This window comes from Cupriavidus gilardii, assembly GCF_008801915.1.
Classification (GTDB): domain Bacteria; phylum Pseudomonadota; class Gammaproteobacteria; order Burkholderiales; family Burkholderiaceae; genus Cupriavidus; species Cupriavidus gilardii.
Genome location: NZ_VZOV01000017.1, coordinates 38967 through 57897, shown reverse-complemented (window position 1 = coordinate 57897; position 18931 = coordinate 38967). Strand labels below are relative to the sequence as shown.

The window sequence follows — 18931 nt, the reverse complement described above, 5'->3', positions numbered from 1 at the left end:
AAGCGATTGCCTGATGGATCACCAGAGGAGGATCGTGGCATCGCTTGCCGGCGTGCGAAGCGGCGGCCCCGCAGTGCGGGGGAGTCGCGCGGCGGACCGCCCGGTGTCAGCGCGCCGTTACATGCGGAAGTTTTCGCCCAGGTAGACGCGCCGCACCGATTCGTTGGCGATGATTTCCTTGGGCTCGCCTGCCGCCAGCACCGCGCCCTCGCTGATGATGTAGGCGTGGTCGCAGATGCCCAGCGTCTCGCGTACGTTGTGGTCGGTGATCAGCACGCCGATATTGCGCGCCTTCAGGAAGCTGACGATGCGCTGGATTTCGCCCACGGCGATCGGATCGACGCCGGCGAAGGGTTCGTCGAGCAGGATGAAGCGCGGCGCGGAGGCCAACGCCCGCGCGATCTCGACGCGCCGCCGCTCGCCGCCGGACAGCGACAGCGCCGGGTTGTTGCGCAGGTGCGCGATTTGCAGGTCGTCGAGCAGGCTGTCGAGGCGGCGCTCGATCTCGGCCGCGGACAGCGCCTTGCCGTTGTCGCGCTGCAGTTCCAGCACCGCGCGGATGTTCTGCTCGACATTGAGCTTGCGGAACACCGATGCTTCCTGTGGCAGGTACGACAGCCCCATGCGCGCGCGCTCGTGGATCGGCAGGCCGCTGATGTGCTGGCCATCGAGCACGATGTCGCCTTCGTCGAGCGCGACCAGGCCAACGATCATGTAGAACGAGGTGGTCTTGCCCGCGCCGTTGGGGCCGAGCAGGCCAACGACCTCGCCGCTCTTGACGTCGAGCGACACGTCCTTGACCACGGTGCGCGAGCCGTAGCGCTTCTTCAGATGGCGCACCACCAGGTTGCTGGTGACGGGCATCGTGCCGGCGCCAGCGCCGGCTGCGGTATTGGCGTTGGCGGCTGGAGCGGTGGCGGTAGCGGTGTCGGCAACGGACATGTGGGCAATCCTTTGATGCTGCGTGATGCGAAGCTGGCGGCGAAGCGCGTGCGGCGTGGGCCGGGGGCGGGCCGGCAAGCGGTCAGGGTTTGGCCGTCGGCGAGCCCTTCAGATCGACACCGGCACCGCTGCCGCCGGTTCCCTGGCTCTGGCGCGGCGACAGCACCGCGCGCACGCGGCCGGACGGGTTCGCCGGCGCCGCGTTGCCGCTGCCGCCGGCCGCGGTGTAGAACTCGTTGCGGCTGTCGTAGGTCAGCACCGCGCCGCGGATCTCGTCGACGATCTTGGCACCGGCCAGGCGCGCCATGCGGGCATTGCCGATCAGCTTGGCGACCTCCTGCTTGCCGTCGTATTCGATGCGGTCGCCCCAGCCGTCGATGTACTCGTCGACGTTGTCGCGCTTCTGCCGGATGTAGGCCTGCTTGCCCCCCTTGGAAGTCGCCACCGCGTACTGGTAGCCCTCCGGGTCGGTGCGGACCTCGGCGGCATCGGACTTCAGCACCATGGTGCCCTTGGTCAACACCACGTTGCCGGTCAGCGTATAGATCTGCTTGACGTCGTCGTAGCTGGCGTTGTCGGCCTCGAGCACCAGCGGCTTGTCGCGGTCGGCGCGTTCGGCGAGCGCCGGCAGGGCGAGCGTCATGCCGGCGGCGAAGGCGAGCAGCACGGCGGTGGCGCGGCGGCGGGTCCAGGTCGTCAGGGTCAGGGTCATGTTGGCCACGATGGCGTTGATTGGCGTTGTCCGGGAGGGATCGTTCGAAGGTTGCGTGGCGGGCGCGGCGGCGCGATGCGTCATGGCTTCGCGCCGCCGCCGCGCGGCGCCATCACGATGGTGCCGCGCACATTGCCGAGCAGGTTGACCTCGCGCGTGACATTGTTGAAGACCAGGCCGTTGGCGGTCATCACCGACGGGCCGCGGGTCAGCTTGACCGGCTTGTCGGTCTTGACGATGTCGTCGTTGATCAGGATCTGGAAGTAGCTCGAGGTCGCGCTCATCTGCGGGTCCTGCGACGGATCGGCGCCCTGCACGCGGACGATATGGGCGTTGCCGAACAGGTCGATCACGCTCGCGTCGGCGTTCATCCGGCCGAGGTCGGCAGTGCCGGTCACCGGCGGCCGGTCCGGCTCGTAGGCCCGCATCGCCGGCCGCGTGACCTCGTAGGTCTGGTCGTCCTCGTAATGGATCATCCGCTCGCCGGTGAAGCGCATCTTGGTGCTGCCGTCCTCGGCCAGTTCGGTCGCGGTGAAGCGCTCCATCCAGTAGTCGGGCACATGGCGCTTCTGGCGTTCGGTATCGCTGACCTGGCGCGGCGTATTGATCTGCACGAGCCAGAAGGTACTGCCGGCGACCAGCGCCATCAGCAGCAGCGGCATCAGCCGCAGTGCGAGCCGGGACAGGGAGGGAAACAGATCGCGCATGGCGTGCGTCAGATGACCTTGGCCCGGGTCAGGTCATGGATATGCAGCGCGCCGACCAGGCGCTGGTCGGCATCGACCACCAGCAGCTGGTTGATGCGGTTCGCTTCCATGATCTGCACCGCCTCGACCGCGAGCTGGTCGGGCCCGACGGTGAACGGATTGGCATGCATGACCTCGCCGATCGGCACGGTCTTCCAGTCGCGCGGCGTTTCCAGCAGCCGGCGCAGGTCGCCGTCGGTGAAGACGCCGATCGCGCGGCCGCCGGCGTCGACGATCGCGGTCATGGCCATGCCCTTGCGGGTGATTTCCATCAGGGCCTGCGCCAGCGGCGTGCTTTCGCGGACTTCCGGCACCGCATTGCCGGTGCGCATCACGTCCCGCACATGGGTCAGCAGCTTGCGGCCCAGCGCGCCGCCGGGGTGCGAGCGCGCGAAGTCCTCTTCGCCGAAACCGCGCGCATCGAGCACCGCCACCGCCAGCGCATCGCCCAGCGCCAGCGCCGCCGTGGTGCTGGCGGTCGGCGCCAGGTTCAGCGGGCAGGCTTCCTTGTCGACGCGGGCGTCCAGATGCGCGTCGGCCAGCTGCGCCAGGTTCGACTCGACATTGCCGGTCACCGAGATCAGCTTGGCGCCGATGCGCTTGACGATCGGCACGATCGACAGCAGTTCGGAGGTCTCGCCGGAATTGGAAAACGCGACCAGCACATCGTCGCGCGTGATCATGCCAAGGTCGCCGTGCGAGGCCTCGGCGGGATGGACGAAGAAGGCAGGCGTCCCGGTCGAGGCCAGCGTGGCGGCAACCTTGCGGCCGATATGGCCGGACTTGCCGATGCCGGAAACGACCACGCGGCCCGAGCACTCCAGCACCAGCTGCACCGCCCGCGCGAAGTCCGGCGTCAGCCGCGACGACAACGCGGCGACGGCATCGGCTTCGATCTGCAGGGTATGGCGTGCGAGCTCGAGTGCTCTTTCCGCATTGAAATTGGCTATCATGGCGACGAAGTATACCAATGAATGCGATGACGCCCGGGCCGGTCGCGGCGCGTCCGGCGCGGCGTCTGCGTTCGCGTCCGGGTCCCGTCTCCGCCGGCCGGCCGCCCCCTGACGGAACACGCCGGGCCGGGGCAGGCCTGTTCCCGGTCCACCGCCTGCATTACCGCCTGCAACCGCTGCACTGCCGCACCGCTATCCGCGCCACCGCTCGCATCATCGCTCGCACCAATACCGGCCCGCCCGAATGCATTCTCCGCTGGACCTGACCCTTGTGCTGCTGGCCGCCGCCGTGCTCGGCGTGGTCGCCTTCCGCATGCTGCAGCTGCCGCCGATGCTGGGCTATCTGGCGGTCGGCATCCTGATCGGACCCCACGCGCTGGGCTTGGCCAGCGATTCCGGCCAGACCAAGTACCTTGCCGAGTTCGGCGTGGTCTTTTTGATGTTCTCGATCGGGCTGGAGTTCAATCTGGCCAAGCTGCGCTCGATGCGCCGGCTGGTGTTCGGCCTCGGCGGCAGCCAGGTGGTGCTGACCATGCTGGCGGTGGCGCCGGTCGGCTGGCTGTTCAGCGCGGTGTTCGACCTGACCTGGCAGGCGTCGATCGCGCTGGGCGGCGCGCTGGCGATGTCGTCGACCGCGATCGTCTCCAAGATGCTGTCCGAGCGGCTTGAGCTCGAGACCGAGCACGGCCGCAACATCTTCAGCGTGCTGCTGTTCCAGGATCTGGCGGTGGTGCCGCTGCTGATCGTGATCCCCGCGCTGTCCCGCGATCCGGGCGAGCTGCCGATGGCGCTGGCGCTGGCGATCGTCAAGATCGTGGTCGCGCTGACGCTGATCTTCGTGCTGGGCAAGCGCGTGGTCAGCCGCTGGTTCCACGTGGTGGCCGCGCGCCGCTCGCAGGAGCTGTTCATGCTGAACCTGCTGCTGGTCACGCTGGGCATGGCGGCGCTGACCGAGCGGCTGGGCCTGTCGATGGCGCTGGGCGCCTTCATGGCCGGCATGCTGATCGCGGAGACGCCATACCGGCATCAGGTGGAGGAAGACATCAAGCCGTTCCGGGACGTGCTGCTCGGCCTGTTCTTCGTCACCATCGGCATGCTGCTCAATGTCCGCGTGGTGATCGACAACCTGTGGCTGGTGCTGACGCTGCTGATCGTGCCGGTGCTGTTCAAGTTCGTGCTGATCGCCGGGCTGGCGCGGCTGTTCGGCTCGCGTCCCGGCGTGGCGATCCGCACCGGCCTGGGCCTGGCGCAGGCCGGCGAGTTCGGCTTCGTGCTGCTGAACCAGATCGACGGGCTGGGCCTGGTCGATCCGGTGCTGACGCAGGTGATCCTGGCGTCGATGCTGCTGTCGATGCTGGTGGCGCCGTTCCTGATCCAGTACAGCGATGCGATCGCGATGCGCTTTGCCGCCAACGAATGGCTGCTGCAGTCGCTGAACATGACGCGTATCGCCGCGCAGAGCCTGCAGACCGAGAAGCACGCGATCATCTGCGGCTACGGCCGCAGCGGACAGAACCTGGCGCGGATGCTCGAGCGCGAGGGCATCGGCTATGTCGCGCTGGACCTGGACCCGGACCGCGTGCGCGAGGCGGCGGCGGCCGGCGATACGGTCGTCTACGGCGATGCGGGGCGGCGCGAGGCGCTGATTGCCGCAGGCATCCATCGCGCCGCGGCGGTGATCATCACCTATGCCAATACGCCGTCCGCGCTGAAGGTGCTGCACCATGTGCACGAGCTCGAGCCCGCTTTGCCGGTGATCGTGCGCACGGTCGACGATTCGGAGCTGGAAGCGCTGCAGCGCGCCGGCGCGACCGAGGTCGTGCCCGAGATCATCGAGGGCAGCCTGATGCTGGCCTCGCATGCGCTGGTGCTGCTGGGCGTGCCGATGCGGCGCGTGGTGCGCGGCGTGCAGCAGGCGCGGGATGCGCGCTACAGCCTGCTGCGCGGCTACTTTCACGGCCGCGACGACGAGGAGGACATGATCGAGCGCGACTCGGTGCGGCTGCATTCGCTGTCGCTGGGGCCGGACGCGACCGCGGTCGGCCGCCGTCTCGGTACGCTGGGGCTCGAGCATATCGGCGTCGAGGTCACCGCCGTGCGGCGGCGCGGCATCCGCGCCTTCGATCCGCAGCCCGATACCGTGCTCGAGCCCGGCGACATCCTGGTGCTGCGCGGCACGCCCGAGGCGCTCGAGGCGGCCGAGCAGCGGATCACCGAGCGCTGACGCAGCCGTTATCCTGGATGGCTGGCGCTCGAGCCATCCCCTTCATCCATTGTTTCCGACCATGTCCGCTGCCACCATCCAGTCCCCGCCCCTGGGCGACGTCACCACCTATCTGCGCGACCGCATCCGTACGGTGCCCGACTGGCCGCAGCCCGGCGTGATGTTTCGCGACATCACGCCGCTGCTGCAGGACCCGAAGACGCTGCGCGTGCTGATCGACGTATTCGTGCACCGCTACATGGACGCCGGCCTCGACATGGTGGCCGGCATCGATGCGCGCGGCTTCATCCTTGGCGCGATCGTCGCCTACGAGCTGAACCTGGGCTTCGTGCCGATCCGCAAGAAGGGCAAGCTGCCGTTCCAGACGGTGGCCGAGGAATACGAGCTCGAATACGGCAGCGCCACCGTCGAGATCCACGCCGATGCCTGCAAGCCGGGCGACCGCGTGCTGCTGATCGACGACCTGATCGCCACCGGCGGCACGATGATGGCCGGACGCCGGCTGCTCGAGCGGCTCGGCGCCACCGTCGTGGAAGGCGCGGCAATCGTCGATCTGCCCGAGCTCGGCGGCTCGCGCCATCTGCTCGACAGCGGCCTGCCGCTGTTCACCGTGTGCCGATTCGAGGGCCACTGAACGTCCTTCGCGCAACAACCGCAGCGCCGCCCAGCGTTGCGAAGCGCATCATCGCCGGCGCCTCGCGTTGCCCTCTTGCGCAGCGCGGGCGCATAATGGCCGTTCATTCACAACAAGGGCCGGGCGGCCCCTGCCTCTGACCGCCGCACCGGCCGCAATGGGTGCCACACCATGGGCGTTCTGCTTCATCTGCTCTCCGGGGTCGCGCTGCTGGTCTGGGGCACGAATATCGTCAAGGTCGGCATTCTGCGCGTCTATGGCGCGAATCTGCGCCACGTGCTCTCGGCCAGCGTTGCCAATCGCTTCAGCGCCTTCGCCGCCGGCCTCGGCGTGACGGGCCTGGTGCAAAGCAGCAATGCGACGGCCGTCATCGTCAGTTCCTTCGTCAGCCAGGGCCTGATCGCGGTCGCGCCCGCGCTGGCCATCATGCTGGGCGCCAACGTCGGCACCGCGATGATGGTGCAGGTGTTCTCGCTGGACCTGTCGTGGCTGTCGCCGCTGCTGATCTTCATCGGCGTGATCGCGCATCTGAGCTGGAAGGGCAGCAGGCCGGGCCATGTCGGCCGCGTGCTGATCGGCCTGGGGCTGATCACGCTGGCGCTGGAGCTGATTTCCAATGCGACCCGTCCGGTGGTCGAGGCCGCCGGCGTCAAGGTGCTGTTCGCCAGCCTGACCGGCGATACCGCGCTCGACATGCTGGTCGGCGCCTTCCTGACCGTGCTGTCCTATTCGAGCCTGGCGGTGGTGCTGTTCTGCGGCGCGCTGGCCTCGGCCGGCGTGGTGTCGATCCCGGTCGCGCTGGCGCTGGTGCTCGGCGCCAACCTCGGCTCGGGCATCTCGGCGTTCCTGACGACTTCCGGCAACAACCAGCCCGGCAAGCGCGTGACGCTGGGCAATCTGCTGTCGCGCCTGCTCGGCTGCGTGGTGGCGCTGCCGCTGCTGGACGACGCCCAGACGCTGCTGCGCGCGGTCGATGCGGACCCGCAGCGGCTGATCGTCAATTTCCATCTGCTGTTCAACGTGGTGCTGGCGGTGGCGCTGATCGGGCTGACCGCGCCGCTGGCGCGGCTGTGCGAAACGATATTGCCGGGCCGCAACACCGGCGAGAGCCAGGTCACGCCGCGCCACCTCGATCCGGCCGCGCTGTCCACGCCGACGCTGGCGCTGGCCAATGCCGCGCGCGAGGTGCTGCGCATCGGCGACCGCGTCGAGCAGATGCTCGACAACATGCTGCGCGTGCTGCGGACCAACGACGCCAAGCTGGCCGCCGCCACCTGCCGCATCGACGACGAGATCGACGATCTCTATACCGCGATCAAGCTGTACCTGACGCGCATCAGCGTCGAGGCGCTCGACGAGCGCGACGGCCGCCGCTGGACCGAGATCATCTCGCTCAATATCAATCTGGAGCATGCGGCCGACATCATCGAACGGATCCTGATCGATGCGCGGGACAAGAAGATCGCCCACAACCTGGTGTTTTCCGAGGCCGGCATGCAGGAAATCACCGAGATGCATGCCCGCCTGATCGGCAATCTGCGGCTTGGGCTGTCGGTGTTCCTGAACGGGGACCTGAAGAGCGCGCGCCAGTTGATGATGGAGAAGGCGACCTTCCGCGAGCTCGAGCGCAAGTATTCGCATACCCACCTGCGCCGCGTGGCCACGCAGACGATCGAGAGCATCGACACCAGCTCGCTGCACCTGGACGTGATCAGCGACCTGAAGCGCCTGAACTCCTTGTTCTGCGCGACCGCCTACCCGGTGCTCGAAGAAGCCGGCGCGCTCGATCGCAGCCGGATGCGCGACGAGGACGGCCGCGACACCGAGCAGGCGCGCCCGCTGGCCGCCGCTGGCGCCGCCAATGGCGCGCCCGCCCAGCCGCTGGCACCGCGGGTGCGGCCGGAGTAGGGAACGCTCGAAGAGGGCAGGGGCCTTTCGTCGCCCCGTACCTCTGACGCCTCGCTGGCGCCTTGCCGGCGACTTGCCAACGACTTGCCGGCGACTTACCGGCGACTTACCGGCGCTTGACCCGCCGCGCCGGTTCTTCCACGGGCCGCTTGAGCAGCGGCGCCAGGTACTTGCCGGTGAAGCTCGCCTTGCTGGCCGCGATGTCCTCCGGCGTGCCGCGCGCGATGATCTGCCCGCCGCCGGCGCCGCCCTCGGGGCCGAGGTCCAGCACCCAGTCCGCGGTCTTGATCACATCGAGGTTGTGTTCGATGATCACCACAGTATTGCCCTGGTCGCGCAGCTTGTGGATGACCTTGAGCAGCAGTGCGATATCGTGGAAATGCAGGCCGGTGGTCGGCTCATCGAGGATGTACAGCGTGCGGCCGGTATCGCGCTTGGACAGCTCCAGCGACAGCTTGACGCGCTGCGCTTCGCCGCCCGACAGCGTGGTCGCCGCCTGGCCCAGCCGGATGTAGCCCAGCCCCACATCGAGCAGCGTCTGCAGCTTGCGCCGGACCACCGGCACCGCGCTGAAGAACTCGTAGGCCTGCTCGACCGTCAGCTCCAGCACCTCCGAGATGTTCTTGCCCTTGTACAGCACCTCCAGCGTCTCGCGGTTGTAGCGCTTGCCGTGGCAGACGTCGCAGGGCACGTAGACATCGGGCAGGAAGTGCATCTCGACCTTGAGCACGCCGTCGCCCTGGCAGGCCTCGCAGCGCCCGCCCTTGACGTTGAACGAGAAGCGGCCCGGATCGTAGCCGCGCTCCTTGGCCGACGGCACGCCGGCGAACAGCTCGCGGATCGGCGTGAACAGGCCCGTATAGGTGGCCGGATTGGACCGGGGCGTGCGGCCGATCGGGCTCTGGTCGACGTTGATGACCTTGTCGAAGTGCTCGAGCCCGTCGATGCGGTCGTGCGGCGCCGGCTCCGGCGTCGAGCCGTACAGATGGCGCGCCACCGCCGGATACAGCGTGTCGTTGATCAGCGTCGACTTGCCCGAACCGGAGACCCCGGTCACGCAGGTCAGCAGGCCGACCGGAATCTCGGCGTTGACCTGCTTCAGATTGTTGCCGCTGGCGTTCAGGATGCGCAGCATCCGTTCCGGATCCGGCGGCGTGCGCGAGGCCGGCACCTCGATGCTGAGCTCGCCCGACAGGTACTGTCCGGTCAGCGAGGCCGGCGAGGCTTCGATCTGCGGCGGCGTGCCCTCGGCGACGATCTGGCCGCCATGGACGCCCGCGCCCGGGCCGATGTCGACCACATAGTCGCTGGCGCGGATCATGTCCTCGTCGTGCTCGACCACCAGCACCGAATTGCCGATGTCGCGCAGATGCTTGAGCGTGCCGATCAGCCGGTCGTTGTCGCGCTGGTGCAGGCCGATCGACGGCTCGTCCAGCACGTACATCACGCCGGTCAGCCCCGAGCCGATCTGCGAGGCGAGCCGGATGCGCTGCGCCTCGCCGCCCGACAGCGTGTCGGCGCTGCGCTCCAGCGACAGATAGTCGAGGCCGACGTTGTTCAGGAAGTTCAGCCGCGCGGAGATCTCGCGCACGATCTTGTCGGCGATCTCGCGCTTGGCGCCCTGCAGCTGCAGCGTCAGGAACCAGGTCAGCGCGTCGCGCAGCGGCCAGCCGCTGATCTCGAAGATCGCGCGCGCCTGTTCGCCATCGCCGACCTTGACATGGCGCGCCTCGGTACGCAGCCGCGTGCCGTGGCAGGCGGGGCAGGGCTGGTTGTTCTGGTACTTGGCCAGTTCCTCGCGCACCGCGACGGAATCGGTCTCGCGGTAGCGGCGCTCCAGATTGGGGATGATCCCCTCGAACACGTGCGAGCGCGTGGTGGTGCGGCCACGCTCGTTCATGTAGGTGAACGGAATCTCGGTCTCGCCCGAGCCGTGCAGCACCACCTGCTGCACCTCGGCCGGCAGGTCTTCGAACGCGGTGTCCAGGTCGAAGTCGTAGAACGCCGCCAGGCTCTGCAGCATCTGGAAATAGAACTGGTTGCGGCGGTCCCAGCCCTTGATCGCGCCCGAGGCCAGCGACAGGTTGGGGAAGGCCACCACCCGCTTCGGATCGAAGAACGTGATCTGGCCCAGGCCGTCGCAGCTCGGGCAGGCGCCCATCGGGTTGTTGAACGAGAACAGCCGCGGCTCGAGCTCGGGCAACGAGTACGAGCAGATCGGGCAGGCGAACTTCGAGCTGAACAGATGCTCGGCGCCGCTGTCCAGCTCGAGCGCGACCGCGCGGCCATCGGCCAGCCGCAGCGCGGTCTCGAACGATTCGGCCAGCCGCTGCTTGATGTCCGGCCGCACCTTGACGCGGTCGACCACCACTTCGATGCTGTGCTTCTCCGTCTTTTTCAGCTTGGGCAGCGCATCGACCTCGTAGACCCTGGCCTGCGCCTCGTGCGCGGCGCCGCCGCCCGAGCGGATGCGGAAACGGACGAAGCCCTGCGCCTGCATCGTGTCGAACAGGTCGGTGTGCTCGCCCTTGCGGTCGGCCACCACCGGCGCGAGGATCATCAGCTTGGTGTCCTCGGGCAGCGCCAGCACCGCGTCGACCATCTGGGACACGCTCTGGGCCTGCAGCGGCAGATCGTGGTTCGGGCAATACGGCGTGCCGGCGCGCGCGTACAGCAGGCGCAGGTAATCGTGGATCTCGGTGACGGTGCCGACCGTCGAGCGCGGGTTGTGGCTGGTCGCCTTCTGCTCGATCGAGATCGCCGGCGACAGGCCTTCGATCAGGTCGACGTCCGGCTTCTCCATCAGCTGCAGGAACTGGCGCGCGTAGGCCGACAGCGATTCGACGTAGCGGCGCTGGCCCTCGGCATACAGCGTATCGAAGGCGAGCGAGGACTTGCCCGATCCCGACAGGCCGGTGATCACGATCAGCTTGTTGCGCGGCAGATCGAGATTGATGTTCTTCAAATTGTGGGTACGGGCCCCACGGATTCTGATTTCTTCCATATACCGTTTGTCTTCGCCAGGCGGGGCCGCCAGTCGGGGTCGACAGGCCGGTCTCACGGAGCGCCCGCGCCATGTCCGGATCGCAGGCGTACGCTCAAGCAGGAAGCAGGCCGGGGCCTTGGCGCGGGCCGGCGGGGAGGGGGGCGCGGCGGTCCTGCCGCCATCCCGCGCGCCGCTTTCGCCGCCGCCGGGCGCCGCGCGCCGCTACCTTCGTGCCGCCGGCCGATTGCCTCGCCAGCCGGGCCGCTTCCCGCCGATCCGGCGCCGGGCGCCGGGAGCAAACCTGCTAATATACCGAACTTCGGTTTCCGGGGTTGCCCCTGCCTCCGCCTGCCGGCGAGAGGGCGCGGCTCCGGCGCCCGGCACGGTGGCCACGGTGGCGGTTTGGATGGCGCCCCGGCATGGCCGCGTACCGCGGCGCGGGGCCCGGCGCACGGCCGGCCACCCGTCTCACCCGAGTCCCCACGAGCGCAATGCCGTCGACCCAGTCTTCTTCCCCAGCCGCGGCCGATGGTGCCGAACGAGCAGCCGGCGCGGTCTCCGCACGGATGACCCGTATCGAACTGCGCGCCAGCGTGTCGCTGGCCAGCATCTTCGCGCTGCGCATGCTGGGCCTGTTCCTGATCCTGCCTGTCTTCGCCGAATACGCCCGTACGCTCCCCGATGGCCACGACGCCCAGCGCATCGGCCTGGCGATGGGCATCTACGGCCTGATGCAGGCCTTCCTGCATATCCCGCTCGGCTGGCTGTCCGACCGTGTCGGCCGCAAGCCGGTGATGATCGGCGGCCTGCTGCTGTTCGTCGCCGGCGGGCTGGTCGCGGCGTTCTCTGACACGCTGACCGGCATCATCGCGGGCCGCGCGCTGCAGGGCACGGGCGCGATCTCGGCCGCGATCACCGCCTGCATCGCCGACCTGACCAGCGAGCGCCATCGCACCAAGGCGATGGCAATGGTCGGGGGCAGCATCGGCCTGACCTTCGCGCTGTCGCTGGTGATTGCCTCGCCGCTGCTGCGCACCATCGGCATGCCGGGCATCTTCGCGCTGATGTCGGTGCTGGGCCTGCTCGCCATCGCCGTCACGCTGTTCCTGGTACCGACCCCGCCGCCGCCCCACCCGGATCAGCTGCCGCTGCACCGGGTGCTGCCCAAGGTGCTGCTGAATCCGGACCTCGCGCGCATGAACGTCGGCGTGCTGGCGCTGCACGCCTCCCAGGTGGCGATGTTCATGGTGGTGCCGGGCATGCTGGCCGACGCCGGCATGCCTGTCGACTCGCACTGGAAGGTCTACCTGCCGGTCGTGCTGGTGTCGTTCCTGCTGATGCTGGCGCCGATGATGGCGGCAGAGCGCTATGGCCGCATCCGCCCGGTGCTGCTCGGCGCGGTCGCGCTGATGACCGCGGTGCAGCTGCTGTTCGCCGCGGTGCACGGCCTGTGGCCGATCGTCGGGGTGCTGCTGCTGTTTTTCGTGGCATTCAACGTGCTCGAGGCGATGCAGCCCTCGCTGGTGTCGCGCTATGCGGCGGCATCGCGCGGCGCCGCGCTCGGCGTCTACAACACGACCCAGGCGATCGGGCTGTTCCTCGGCGGCGCCGTCGGCGGCTGGCTGCTGCAGCACGCCGGCCGCAGCGCGGTCTTCCATGGCTGCGCGGCCGTGCTTGTCCTCTGGCTTATAATCGCCTGGGGCATGAAGCCGCCGCCCGCCAGGGTCCGCCACGGCGGCCCGGACAGCGAGCCGCAGCCGGCGCACTGAGCGGCGGCCTGCCGGGCACGACGTAACCGCGGCGATCCACGGCGACGGCCGCATCACGCGGACACGCTTTGCGGCGCCGGGCCGCACTACCATCGGCGCGCCCGGCGCGAATCAGTCGAAAAAAGAGTCAAACCAGTCAGCACATTGCCGCGCCGCCCATCGGGGCGCGGTTCTCGGAGAACACCTCATGGCATCCGTCAACAAAGTCATCCTCGTCGGCAATCTCGGCGCGGACCCCGAAACGCGCTATATGCCCAGTGGCGATGCCGTGACCAATATCCGGCTGGCCACCACCGACCGCTACAAGGACAAGCAGAGCGGCGACATGAAGGAGCTGACCGAATGGCACCGCGTGGCCTTCTTCGGCAAGCTCGCCGAGATCGCCGGCCAGTACCTGCGCAAGGGCTCCCAGGTCTATATCGAAGGCCGCATCCGTACCCGCAAGTGGCAGGACCAGTCGGGCCAGGACAAGTACAGCACGGAAATCGTCGCTGAACAAATGCAGATGCTGGGCTCGCGCCAGGGCGGTGGCGGCGGCGGCGACGAAGGCGGCGGCTACGCCCGCGAATCGTCGGGCGGCGGCTATGGTGGCGGTGGCCGCGGCGCCCAAGGCGGTGGCGGTGGCGGCCAGGGCGGCGGCGCGCGCCGGCCGCAGCAGTCGCCGTCGAACGGCTTCGAAGATATGGACGACGATATTCCGTTCTGAGTTTCGCCTCCCCGCTTCACTGCCTCACCGGCAGCCGATCGAGCCCGCTTCACGCGGGCTCTTTTCATTTGGGCGGCCGGTGTTGCGCGCGGGTTTGCGTCTCTGCGCCTATCCAAAGAACACCCGCGCGGATATCGATATCCCCTTTCCTTCGTTCCGCTTCAGGAGCAGCGTCCCTATCCTCGTAGCCTGTTGACCCGGCCAGGAGGACCCGCCAATGAATGCCCCGTTGGACTTCGACGCGCGCCGCGCCCTGCGGGCCGCGCTGGAGTCGCTGCCCGAGCTGGCGCAGAAGATCGGTACCGATGCGGCCGCGCGCGAGGCGCGGCGTCTGCTGCCCTATGAGGGCTTTGCGCTGTTCCGGCAGTCCGGCCTGGGGCTGTTGCGGATTCCGGCGGAGCGGGACGGGCTGGGCGGCTCGCTGGCCGATCTGCTCGAGGTGATCGCCACCATTGCGGCGCAAGAGTCCAACGTCGCGCATGCGCTGCGCATCCATTTCGATCAGACCGAGTCGCTGCGGCTGTCGCCGCGCTCGGCGTTCAACGACCTGCAGGTGCAGCGCATCGTCGGCGGCGCCATCTTCGGCGGGGCATCGACCGAGGTCGGCACCGCCCGGCCCGGCGAGATCACCACGGCGCTGCGCCGGGACGGCGATCATTACCGGCTGTCGGGCCGCAAGTACTACTCGACCGGCACCGCCTTCGCCGACTACGCACGCATCAACGTCAAGGACGCCGATGGCGCTGATGCCTCGGTCGTGATCCCGACCGATCGTCCGGGCATCAGCGTGGTCGACGATTGGGACGGCATGGGACAGCGCATGACCGCCAGCGGCAGCCTGGTGCTCGACGACGTGCAGGTACTGGCCGACGAGGTGACCCGGCGCGGCAACAGCACGCTGGTCGGCCGCCATTGCGGCGCGCTGCGCCAGCTGCATCTGGTCGCCGTGGCGGCCGGCATCGTGCGCAACGCGTGGGCCGATGCGCGGCGCTACGTGCAGGACCATGGCCGTCCCGCGCTGCACAGTCCGGCGCCATCCGCGCGCGAGGACCACTTCATCCAGCAGGTGATCGGCGATCTGGCCGCGCACAGCCACGCGATCGATGCGCTGGTCCGGGACAACGCGCGCGTGCTGGACCGCTCGGCCGACGCGCTGCTGGCTGGCGCCGACGATGCCGAGGCGCTGGTGCTGCAGGGCGCGCTGGCCACGGCGCAGACACAGCTGGTGGTCAGCAAGCTGGCGCTGCACGTGGGCGAGCGGATGTTCGAGGCGGGCGGGGCGTCGTTTACGGCGAAGCGCTACAACTTCGACCGCCACTGGCGCAACCTGCGCACGATCTTCAGCCACAACCCGCTGCTGCACAAGGCGCGCGTGGTTGGCGCCTACTACCTGAACGGCGAGACCACCCACCTGACCGAAGGTCGGGTGTTCTGAGCCCTGTTCCGAATCTGCGGAGACTCGCGATGACATCGGCCACACCGCCGCGCCAGCTGCACCTGAACATCAATGCCTTGCATTCCGGCTTCGTGCCCTCGGCATGGCGCCTGCCCGCCAGCGATCCGCGCGCCTTCGTCGACGTGCAGCACTACGTGCGCGTGGCGCGCATCGCGGAGGCCGCAAAGTTCGATGCGATCTTCCTTGCCGACAACGCGTCGATCGCCGACCAGATCCATTTCCGTCCGATCACCGCGCTGGAGCCGACGCTGCTGCTGGCCTGCGTCGCCGCCGCGACCACGCATATCGGGCTGGTGGCCACCGTATCGACCAGCTACAACGAGCCCTACAACGTCGCGCGGCGTTTTGCGACGCTCGACCATGTCAGCGGCGGGCGGGCCGGATGGAATGTGGTGACGACCGCCGATGCGGGCTCGGCGCGCAATTTCGGCCGAGCCGCCCCGCCCGATCACGGCCAGCGCTATGCGCGCGCGGACGAATTCACGACGCTGGTCAAGGCGTTGTGGGACAGCTGGGAGGACGACGCCTTCATCGGCGACAAGACTCGTGGCCGCTTCGTCGATACTGCGAAGCTGCAGCCGGTTGCCCATCATGGCGCGTTCTTCGACGTGCACGGGCCGTTGAACCTGCCGCGGCCGCCGCAGGGCCATCCGGTGCTGTTCCAGGCCGGCGGCTCCGACGATGGCCGCGAGCTGGCGGCGCGCCATGCCGAGGCCGTGTTCTCGGCCGCGCAGTCGTTCGACGAGGCGCTGGCCTACAAGCGCGCCATCAATGCGCGCGCCGAAGCGCTGGGGCGCGGTGCGGATGCGGTCAAGGTGCTGCCGGGCCTGACCACCATCATCGGCGCCACCGAGGCCGAAGCACGGCAGCGGCGCGACGCGCTGGTCGATCTGATTCCGTGGGACTACAGCCTGAACCGTCTTGCCGGCACGCTTGGCATCGAGGTCGAGCGGCTCGAGCTCGATGCGCCGTTGCCCGACGATCTGGCCGTGCCGGCCAATGGCAACCACACCTTCTTCCGCGCGACGCTGGCGGCGGCGAGACGGCAGAACCTGACGGTGCGCGCGCTGATTCGCGAGCTCGCTGGCGGCGGCGGCCACCGCGTGATCGTCGGCACGCCAGAGCAGATCGCCGACGACATCGAGCACTGGTTCCGCCACGGCGCGGCCGACGGCTTCAACCTGATGCCCGATGCGCTGCCGGACGGCCTGCAGGACTTCGTCGACGGCGTGGTGCCGATCCTGCAGCGGCGCGGCATCTTCCGGACCGAGTACGCGGGCGCGACGCTGCGCGCCCATCTCGGTCTGGCACGTCCGGCGGGCAGGGCACCGGCGCGCGCCGCCGCCTGACCGAAGGCGCGCTGCGGTCTTGTCATCCTCCCTCCTATTGACGCGGTAGCCGGCCCAAGCCCTACACTGTGGCGTACCCGGCTGCCGCGGCCATTCCCATTCCGTGCGCAGCATCCCCCTTGCCCGACGCGACGATGCCCACATGGAATGGCTGACTGACCCCACGATCTGGATTGGCCTGGCGACGCTGGTGGTGCTCGAGATCGTGCTCGGCATCGACAACCTGGTGTTCATCGCGATCCTGGCCGACAAGCTGCCGCCGGAGCAGCGCGACAAGGCGCGCATCATCGGCCTGTCGCTGGCGCTGTTCATGCGGCTGGGTCTGCTGTCGGTGATGTCGTGGCTGGTCACGCTGACACGGCCCCTGTTCGCGCTCGGTCCGCTGGAATTTTCGGGCCGCGACCTGATCCTGCTGGCCGGGGGCATCTTCCTGCTGGTCAAGGCCACGCTGGAGCTGCACGAGCGGATCGAGGGCAAGCCCGAGCAGGAGGTCGAGAAGCCCGCCTATGCGGGCTTCTGGCTGGTGGTCACGCAGATCGTCATTCTCGATGCGGTGTTCTCGCTGGATTCGGTGATCACCGCGGTCGGCATGGTCGACCATCTGAGCGTGATGATGGTCGCGGTGGTGATCGCGATCGCGGTGATGCTGTTCGCGTCCAAGCCGCTGACGCGCTTCGTCAATGCCCACCCTACCGTGGTGGTGCTGTGCCTGAGCTTCCTGCTGATGATCGGCCTGAGCCTGGTCGCCGATGGCTTCGGTTTCCACATCCCCAAGGGCTATCTGTACGCGGCGATCGGCTTCTCGGTCGGCATCGAGGCGCTGAACCAGCTGGCGCGCCGCAATCTGCTGCGCTACGAGGCGCGCAGGCCGATGCGCCAGCGCACCGCCGATGCGGTGCTGCGCCTGCTTGGCGCGCGCCGCGCGGCCGAAGGGGAGGCCGGCGAGCCGGTCAGGCGGGACACGGCCGCGCCCACGGCCTTTGCACCGGAAGAGCGCAGCATGGTCAGCGGCGTGCTGTCGCTGGCCGAACGCTCGGTCCGCTCGATCATGACGCCGCGCTCGGAGCTGTCGTGGATCGATATCGAGCAGGATGCCGACACGCTGCGCCAGCAGATCCTCGCCACGCCGCACAGCTTCTTTCCGGTCTGCCGCGGGCAGCTGGACGAGATCCTCGGCGTCGCGCGCGGCAAGGACCTGATCGGCACACTGGCCGAGCACGGCCGCATCGACGAGGCCAGCCTGCGGCCGCCGATCGTGGTGCCGGAATCGATCCGCATCCTGCCGCTGATGGAGACGCTGCGCGCGTCGCGCGGCCAGCTGGTGCTGGTGACCGACGAATACGGCGCGGTGCTGGGGGTCGTCACGCCGGTCGACGTGCTCGAGGCGATCGCCGGAGAGTTCCCCGACGAGGACGAGCATCCGACCATCGCGGCGGCGGGAGAGGGGCGCTGGCTGATCGACGGCAGTGCCGATCTGCATGCGGTCGCCCATGTGCTGGAACTGGGCGAGTCGTGGACGCAATCGCAGGGCCGCTATGCGTCGCTGGGCGGCCTGCTGCTGGACCGCTTCGGCATCGTGCCGCCGGTGGGCAGCGCGATCGATCTGGACGGCTATCGCTTCACGGTGGTCGAGGCGACCGAACGGCGGATCGATCGTATCGAAGTGGTGCGCCCGGGCGCCGAATCGGTGCAGGCGGGCGCCGACGCCGAGCAGCGGGAGCGCTGAAGGGAATCGACGGTGCGGGTGCTGATACGCGGGGCCGTTCGTACGCGGAAACCGATGCGCGCGCCCTTACACGCCGAACGACTGCAACCGCGAACGGGCGGGCCGGCTCGCGTCGCGCGACCGTACCGGGCGCAGCTCGCCTTGCCACGGTGCGGCCAGCGCATCGAGCCGGTGGTCGCCGGCCAGCGTCTTGTCGTGCAGCGCGTCGCGCAGCGCCTGGCCGATGGCCATGCGGCACAGCGCCTCGCCGTCGCGCGTCAGCGTGCGCACGTCCGCGCCCGCACCGGCGCGGATCGTAAAGGAGCGCCGGCCCACGCCGACGAAGCTGGTGAAGCGCACGCAATCGCATTCGCCGGAACCGGCGAAATTGACGCTGACATGGTAGGCAAGGCTGGTGCCGGCCCATGGCAACGTACAAAGGTAACTGACGGCTTCGCTCATGGCGGCCTCGCTTTGGCGCTTCAGGCCGTAGGCAGCGTTTCGGTCGGAACCAGGCCGTCGATGATGGCGCGGCCGTAGTCGACGGCGGCGCGCCGGGCGGTGCCGACGTTCTCGCACGATCCGCTGGTCAGGCGGTACAGCCGCGATTGCTCGTTGCCGGGCGGCTGGCCCTCGATGCAGATCATCACGGAGACATCGAAAGCAAGTTCGGGCTTGGTGCGCGGCCATGTCTGCACCGGCGCGCGCCGGTAGACCAGCGGATAGAGCTCGTAGCCCTTGTAGCTGGCGGTCGGAAGGGAGTCCATGCATCGCTCCTGTTGAACAACGTGGACGCCGGCTTGCTGCAATCAGCAAAAGAACCGCCGGCAATAAAAAACCC

15 protein-coding genes are annotated in these 18931 nt (G+C 68.7%); 8 read left to right on the top strand and 7 right to left on the bottom strand.

Features of this window, described 5'->3' with window-relative positions; translation table 11 throughout:
• Positions 1 to 117 precede the first annotated feature (117 nt).
• From lptB to F7Q96_RS18815, 4 genes are all read right to left on the bottom strand, one after another.
• Positions 118 to 942: an LPS export ABC transporter ATP-binding protein gene (lptB, locus tag F7Q96_RS18830; RefSeq protein ID WP_006579161.1), complete on the bottom strand. Its 825-nt coding sequence runs from the start codon at positions 940 to 942 to the stop codon at positions 118 to 120.
• 82 nt (positions 943 to 1024) lie between these two features.
• Positions 1025 to 1654, bottom strand: a complete 630-nt coding sequence (lptA, locus tag F7Q96_RS18825; protein WP_053822969.1) for a lipopolysaccharide transport periplasmic protein LptA — start codon at positions 1652 to 1654, stop codon at positions 1025 to 1027.
• 80 nt (positions 1655 to 1734) lie between these two features.
• Positions 1735 to 2361: an LPS export ABC transporter periplasmic protein LptC gene (gene lptC, locus F7Q96_RS18820; RefSeq protein WP_053821038.1), complete on the bottom strand. Its 627-nt coding sequence runs from the start codon at positions 2359 to 2361 to the stop codon at positions 1735 to 1737.
• Positions 2362 to 2369: 8 nt separating this feature from the next.
• Positions 2370 to 3353 carry a KpsF/GutQ family sugar-phosphate isomerase gene (locus F7Q96_RS18815; protein WP_053822970.1) on the bottom strand — a complete coding sequence of 328 codons (984 nt, stop codon included), beginning with the start codon at positions 3351 to 3353 and terminating at the stop codon, positions 2370 to 2372.
• A gap of 244 nt (positions 3354 to 3597) precedes the next feature.
• On the opposite strand from F7Q96_RS18815, the gene F7Q96_RS18810 reads away from it, so the two are divergent.
• From F7Q96_RS18810 to F7Q96_RS18800, 3 genes are all read left to right on the top strand, one after another.
• Positions 3598 to 5577, top strand: coding sequence for a monovalent cation:proton antiporter family protein (locus F7Q96_RS18810; RefSeq protein ID WP_006579157.1), 1980 nt, complete (start codon positions 3598 to 3600; stop codon positions 5575 to 5577).
• 61 nt (positions 5578 to 5638) lie between these two features.
• Complete coding sequence (locus tag F7Q96_RS18805; RefSeq protein WP_053821039.1) at positions 5639 to 6211, top strand: adenine phosphoribosyltransferase; 573 nt, start codon at positions 5639 to 5641, stop codon at positions 6209 to 6211.
• A gap of 171 nt (positions 6212 to 6382) precedes the next feature.
• Positions 6383 to 8119: a Na/Pi cotransporter family protein gene (locus F7Q96_RS18800; protein ID WP_082371379.1), complete on the top strand. Its 1737-nt coding sequence runs from the start codon at positions 6383 to 6385 to the stop codon at positions 8117 to 8119.
• 106 nt (positions 8120 to 8225) lie between these two features.
• Here F7Q96_RS18800 and uvrA read toward each other — a convergent pair whose 3' ends face one another.
• On the bottom strand, positions 8226 to 11123 hold the full coding sequence (uvrA, locus tag F7Q96_RS18795) for an excinuclease ABC subunit UvrA (RefSeq protein WP_053821040.1): 2898 nt from the start codon (positions 11121 to 11123) through the stop codon (positions 8226 to 8228).
• A 473-nt stretch (positions 11124 to 11596) separates the two neighbouring features.
• Here uvrA and F7Q96_RS18790 point away from each other — a divergent pair, with 473 nt between their 5' ends.
• The 5 genes from F7Q96_RS18790 (at position 11597) to F7Q96_RS18770 (ending at position 18111) form a co-directional block, all read left to right on the top strand.
• Positions 11597 to 12874: an MFS transporter gene (locus tag F7Q96_RS18790; protein ID WP_053821041.1), complete on the top strand. Its 1278-nt coding sequence runs from the start codon at positions 11597 to 11599 to the stop codon at positions 12872 to 12874.
• 187 nt (positions 12875 to 13061) lie between these two features.
• Positions 13062 to 13580 (top strand): single-stranded DNA-binding protein, encoded by a 519-nt coding sequence (locus F7Q96_RS18785; protein ID WP_053821042.1) that lies wholly within the window; start codon positions 13062 to 13064, stop codon positions 13578 to 13580.
• Positions 13581 to 13797: 217 nt separating this feature from the next.
• Complete coding sequence (locus F7Q96_RS18780) at positions 13798 to 15015, top strand: acyl-CoA dehydrogenase family protein (protein WP_151023094.1); 1218 nt, start codon at positions 13798 to 13800, stop codon at positions 15013 to 15015.
• Between the two features lie 29 nt (positions 15016 to 15044).
• Entirely contained in the window at positions 15045 to 16385 is a 1341-nt protein-coding gene (locus F7Q96_RS18775) for an LLM class flavin-dependent oxidoreductase (protein WP_053821044.1), read from the top strand.
• Positions 16386 to 16527: 142 nt separating this feature from the next.
• A complete protein-coding gene (locus F7Q96_RS18770) occupies positions 16528 to 18111 on the top strand; it encodes a TerC family protein (RefSeq protein WP_151023092.1) in 1584 nt (527 codons plus the stop codon).
• 66 nt (positions 18112 to 18177) lie between these two features.
• On the opposite strand, the gene F7Q96_RS18765 is transcribed toward F7Q96_RS18770, so the two are convergent.
• Entirely contained in the window at positions 18178 to 18552 is a 375-nt protein-coding gene (locus F7Q96_RS18765) for a hypothetical protein (protein ID WP_053821046.1), read from the bottom strand.
• A gap of 20 nt (positions 18553 to 18572) precedes the next feature.
• Positions 18573 to 18857 carry a hypothetical protein gene (locus tag F7Q96_RS18760; protein WP_053821047.1) on the bottom strand — a complete coding sequence of 95 codons (285 nt, stop codon included), beginning with the start codon at positions 18855 to 18857 and terminating at the stop codon, positions 18573 to 18575.
• Positions 18858 to 18931: the final 74 nt, after the last annotated feature.